This window comes from Streptomyces laculatispora, from assembly GCF_017353455.1.
Taxonomy (GTDB): Bacteria; Actinomycetota; Actinomycetes; order Streptomycetales; family Streptomycetaceae; genus Streptomyces; species Streptomyces laculatispora.
The window spans coordinates 1-5339 of sequence record NZ_JAFMPZ010000590.1 but is presented as its reverse complement, the minus strand read 5'-3'; the positions used below and the strand labels follow the sequence as shown (position 1 = coordinate 5339).

General features: G+C 69.8%; 2 protein-coding genes and 1 pseudogene. All 3 read left to right on the top strand.

All coding sequences use genetic code 11. The annotated features are described in order from the left end of the window. A pseudogene (locus J1C73_RS31175) lies at window positions 1-578 on the top strand (hypothetical protein); the annotation flags it as partial. A 176-nt stretch (window positions 579-754) separates the two neighbouring features. Beyond that, window positions 755-4066 carry a S8 family serine peptidase gene (locus J1C73_RS31170; protein ID WP_207319308.1) on the top strand — a complete coding sequence of 1104 codons (3312 nt, stop codon included), beginning with the start codon at window positions 755-757 and terminating at the stop codon, window positions 4064-4066. 177 nt (window positions 4067-4243) lie between these two features. Beyond that, window positions 4244-5272 carry an aspartate-semialdehyde dehydrogenase gene (locus J1C73_RS31165; RefSeq protein WP_207319307.1) on the top strand — a complete coding sequence of 343 codons (1029 nt, stop codon included), beginning with the start codon at window positions 4244-4246 and terminating at the stop codon, window positions 5270-5272. The last annotated feature ends 67 nt before the right edge of the window (window positions 5273-5339 follow it).

The window sequence follows — 5339 nt, the reverse complement described above, 5'->3', positions numbered from 1 at the left end:
TGGCCCGCGCGCTGGCGGACGCGGTCGCCGGGCTCGCCGACGCGTTCGCCGTACGCCGGCTGCTCACCGAGGCGGTCCGCGACGGTCACTGCGAACCGGCCGTCGTGGTCGGCGAGCTGAACCGGGCCAAGGTGCTGGGCCGCCCCCAGGTGGTGAACGCGGTGGACTCGCTGCTCGCCGCGGGCCGGGCGCTGGCCGAGGACCGGCTGTACGACCTGGTGCGGGGGTACGAACTGCCGGAACCGCTGTGGAACGTGGACCTGAGACTGCCCGGCGGCCCGCATCTGGGCGGGGTCGACGCCTACTGGCCCGAGGAGGCGGTCGCCCTCGAACTGGACACCAGGGCCCCGCGGTACAGCCGGCTCGGCGACGACCGCCGGCAGGAGGAGCACGAGGCGGAGTGGTCCGCGTACGCCGCCCGGCGCGAGCACCTGGAACGGCTCGGGGTCACCGTCGTCCACCTCTCGCCGAGGAAGCTGCGCGAGGCGTTGGAGCAGCAGGCGGTCGTGGTGCGGACGGCGCTGATGGCGGCGGCCGCGCGCGAGCCGGCCGCGTGCGTGGTGATCCTGCCCCGGTGAGACTCCCAGTGACCTCGTATCCACCGTTTCGTCCCTCGTGACGCTTCGGCCACAGTGGCGGAAGTCCGCCATGTACACAACTCTCCCACCACAACTCTCCACAAAGCCCTGTCATTTACGAAAGGGTGAGCGGTCATCCGGTACCGATTTCCGGACTCTCTCTTTCACATACAGGGATGCTGATGACCTCCGAATCCCCCGCTTACATACCCGGAGCGAGACGCGCGGCCCGAGTCGCGGCCGCCGCCGGCCTGGTGGCCGCACTGGCAGCCACCGGCGTCGCCCCCGTCTTCGCCGCCGACGACCCGGCAACCGCCCCCGTCAAGGCCGCCGCCGGGAACGCCACGGCGGACAAGCTCGGCACGGCCGACGCCGATGTGCTCGCCAAGGCACGGGCCAAGGGCGAGAAGAACATCACGATGATGGTCGCCACCGCGCCCGGTGCGACCGAGCAGGTCACCAAGCAACTGGACGCCGTCAAGGGCTCCGTGCTGGGGCGCGCGTACGACAGGCTCGGGTACGTACGGGTGACCGTGCCGACCGCGAGCGCCGAGGCCACCATCAAGGCGGCGTCGAAGCTGAGCTCCGTCCACGGCATCGATCTCAAGCAGGAGATCATGCTGGACGACCCGACCCCCGCGGCCGACCGGGCGACCGGCACCACGGCCAAGGCGAAGTCGACGGGCAGCTACCCGGCGCCCGGCAGGAAGACGCCGGCGAAGAACCCGTACAACCCGTCGTTCGAGACGGGCGCGGTCGACTTCGTCAAGCAGCACCCGAAGGCCGACGGCCGGGGCGTGACCATCGGCGTTCTGGACGCGGGCGTCGACATCGCTCACCCGGCCCTCCAGAAGACCACCACCGGCGAGCGCAAGATCACCGACTGGGTGACGGCCACCGACCCGGTCAGTGACGGCGACGGCACCTGGCTGCGGATGACGGACGCCGTGTCCGGCCCGACGTTCACCTACAAGGACCGCACCTACTCCGCGCCCAAGGGCTCGTACAGGATCAGCCTGTTCGCCGAGGCCGCCACCAAGGGCGGCGACATGGCGGGCGACCTGAACCGCGACGGCGACACCACCGACGTGTGGGCCGTGCTGTACGACCCGGTCACCGGCACCACCCGGGTGGACCTGAACAACAACGCGGACTTCTCCGACGACGCCGTCCTGAAGCCGTACAAGGAGAAGCACCAGGTCTCCTACTTCGGTGAGGACGACCCGCGCACCGATGTCGTCGAGCGCATCCCGTTCGTCGTCGAGACCCGCAAGAAGGTCGTCTACAACGCCGCCGGGGACACCTCCGACTACGTCAGCATCGGCGTCATCGAGTCCGAGCACGGCACGCACGTCGCCGGCATCACCGCCGCGAACGGCCTGTTCGGCGGCAAGATGAACGGTGCCGCGCCCGGCGCGAAGATCGTCTCCTCGCGCGCCTGCACCTGGTCCGGCGGCTGCACCAACATCGCGCTCACCGAGGGCATGATCGACCTCGTCGTGAACCGCGGTGTCGATGTCGTCAACATGTCGATCGGCGGCCTGCCGCCGCTGAACGACGGCAACAACGCCCGCGCGGAGCTGTACAAGCGCCTCATCGACATCTACGGCGTCCAGCTGGTCATCTCGGCCGGCAACGACGGTCCGGGCGTCAACACGATCGGTGACCCCGGCCTGGCCGACCACGTCATCTCGGTCGGCGCGTCCATCTCCAAGGAGACCTGGGCCGCCAACTACGGCTCCGGCGTCACCAAGAAGTACGACATGCTGCCGTTCTCCTCGCGCGGTCCGCGTGAGGACGGCGGGTTCACGCCGACCCTGACGGCGCCCGGTGCGTCGATCAACTCGACGCAGACCTGGCTGCCCGGTTCGCCGGTCAAGGAGGCGGGCTACTCGCTTCCCGCCGGTTACTCCATGCTCCAGGGCACGTCGATGGCCTCGCCGCAGGCCGCCGGTGCGACGGCGCTGCTGCTGTCCGCCGCGAAGCAGAAGCACATCGAGCTGCCCCCGGCCGATCTGCGCACCGCGCTGACCAGCACCGCCACCCAGATCAAGGGTGTGCCCGCGCACGCCCAGGGTGCCGGTCTGATCGACATCATCGGCGCCTGGAAGCAGATCCAGAAGCAGGGCGCCCCGGCGCACGAGTACGCGGTCAAGGCCCCGGTCGACACCGCGATCGACTTCGCGCTGAAGACCCCGGGCTTCGGCACCGGCCTGTACGACCGCGAGGGCGGCCTCAAGGCCGGCCAGAAGAAGTCGTACGACGTCACGGTCACCCGCACCACGGGCCCGGACAAGAACGTCAAGCACAAGCTGTCGTGGAAGTACAACGACGGCACCTTCAAGCTGACCGGTTCCCCGGACGTCTCGCTGCCGCTCGGCAAGCCGGTGACGGTCAAGGTCCAGGCGAAGCCGGGCAGCGCGGGCGTGCACAGCGCGATCCTCCAGCTCGACGACGCGAAGACCTCCGGTGTGGACCAGCAGATCCTCGCCACGGTCGTCGTCGCCAAGGACCTGGTGAAGCCGGGCTACGCGTTCAAGGCGTCCGGTTCGGTGCAGCGCAACGGCACCACGTCGTACTTCGTGAACGTGCCGGAGGGCGCCAAGACCCTTGAGGTCGCGATGAGCGCACTGCGCTCGGGCAGCCAGACCCGCTTCATCTCCATTCACCCGTACGGGGTCGCGGTGGAGGACAGCGGGACGCCGTTCTGCTACCCGAACTACGAGAACCCGGCCAACACCTGCCGCCCCGACGTGCGCTCGTACGCCGAGCCGCAGGCCGGTGTCTGGGAGATCGAGGTCGAGGCCCGGCGTACGTCGCCGCTGCTGGACAACCCGTACAAGCTGGATGTCTCGCTGCTCGGCGCGTCCTTCGACCCGGCGGTGCAGACCATCGCCGAGGCGAAGATCGGCACCCCGGCCGCGGTGGACTGGACCGTCACCAACAACGCGGGCGCCCTGGAGGGCAAGCTCAAGGGCGGCTCGCTGGGCTCGGCCAAGGTCGACCGTCCGTCGATCGGCACCGGCGACACCCGGACCACCACGGTCACCATCGGTGCGGGCGTCGAGAAGCTGGACGTCGCCATCGGAGGCACCGCGGACGCCAACGCCGACCTCGACATGTACGTCTACAAGGGCACCACCCAGGTGGGCTCCTCCACCACGGCCGGCTCCGAGGAGGCGGTCAGTCTGGTGAAGCCCGCCGCCGGCACGTACACGGTCCTCGTCAAGGGCTACGACGTCCCGGCCGGGACCACCGAGTACGACTACCGCGACGTGTACTACACGCCGTCGCTCGGCACGATCTCCGTCGACGATTCGAAGGCCGTCAACCTGGCCGCCGGCGCATCGGCGCAGGTCGGCGCCGAGGTCGCGGTCGCCGGGGCGGCCCCCGAGGGCCGGCAGTTCTTCGGCGAGGTCCAGCTGGTGAACGCGCGGGGCACCGCGGCGGGCACCGGCAGCGTCGTGATCGAGAAGGTCACGCCGTAGCGGCACCGCGCTGAACATGTGATCTGCACGACAGCGGGGCGGGAGCTCGTGGAGCTCCCGCCCCGCCGTGCTGTGCGCGCGCTGTCCGCTCCCCGGACAATGGATTGGACAAGGAAGCCGTGGACAGACGCATCATGGAGTGGCAACCGTGCCGCTCGTACGCTTGAAGGAGTTCCTGTGAAGGTCGGAATCGTCGGCGCCACCGGTCAGGTCGGCACAGTCATGCGCGCAATCCTGGCCGAGCGGAAGTTCCCTGTCGCCGAACTGCGGCTCTTCGCCTCCGCGCGTTCCGCGGGCTCCACCATCACGTACGAGGGCACGGACATCACCGTGGAGGACGCCTCCACGGCGGACTACACCGGGCTGGACATCGTGCTGTTCTCCGCGGGCGGCGCGACCTCGAAGGCGCTGGCCGAGAAGGTCGCCGCCCAGGGTGCCGTGGTGATCGACAACTCCTCCGCCTGGCGCAAGGACCCCGAGGTCCCGCTGGTGGTCTCCGAGGTCAACGCGCACGCGATCAGGAACCGCCCCAAGGGCATCATCGCCAACCCGAACTGCACCACGATGGCCGCCATGCCGGTGCTGCGCCCGCTGCACCAGGAGGCGCAGCTCGACGCGCTGACGGTCGCCACCTACCAGGCGGTGTCCGGCTCCGGTGTCGCAGGTGTCGCGGAGCTGCACGGCCAGGCCTCCAAGGTCGTCGCCGACGCGGACAAGCTGACGCACGACGGCGACGCGGTCGACTTCCCCGAGCCGGGCGTCTACAAGCGCCCGATCGCCTTCAACGTGCTGCCGCTCGCCGGTTCGATCGTCGACGACGGTTCCTTCGAGACGGACGAGGAGCAGAAGCTCCGCAACGAGTCCCGCAAGATCCTGGAGATCCCGGAGCTCAAGGTGTCCGGCACCTGCGTCCGGGTCCCGGTCTTCTCCGGCCACTCCCTCCAGATCAACGCCCGCTTCGCCCGCCCGATCAGCGTCGAGCGCGCCTATGAGCTGCTGAAGGACGCCGAGGGCGTCGAGCTCTCCGAGATCCCGACCCCGCTCCAGGCAGCCGGCAAGGACGCCTCGTTCGTGGGCCGTATCCGGAACGACGAGACGGTCGAGCACGGCCTCGCGCTGTTCGTCTCCAACGACAACCTGCGCAAGGGCGCCGCGCTGAACGCGGTCCAGATCGCGGAGCTGGTCGCCGCGGAGCTGAAGGGCTGACACCCGCTTCTCCGTCCACGCACGAGGAGGGGCGGGCCACCGGGTTCCGGTGGCCCGCCCCTCCTCG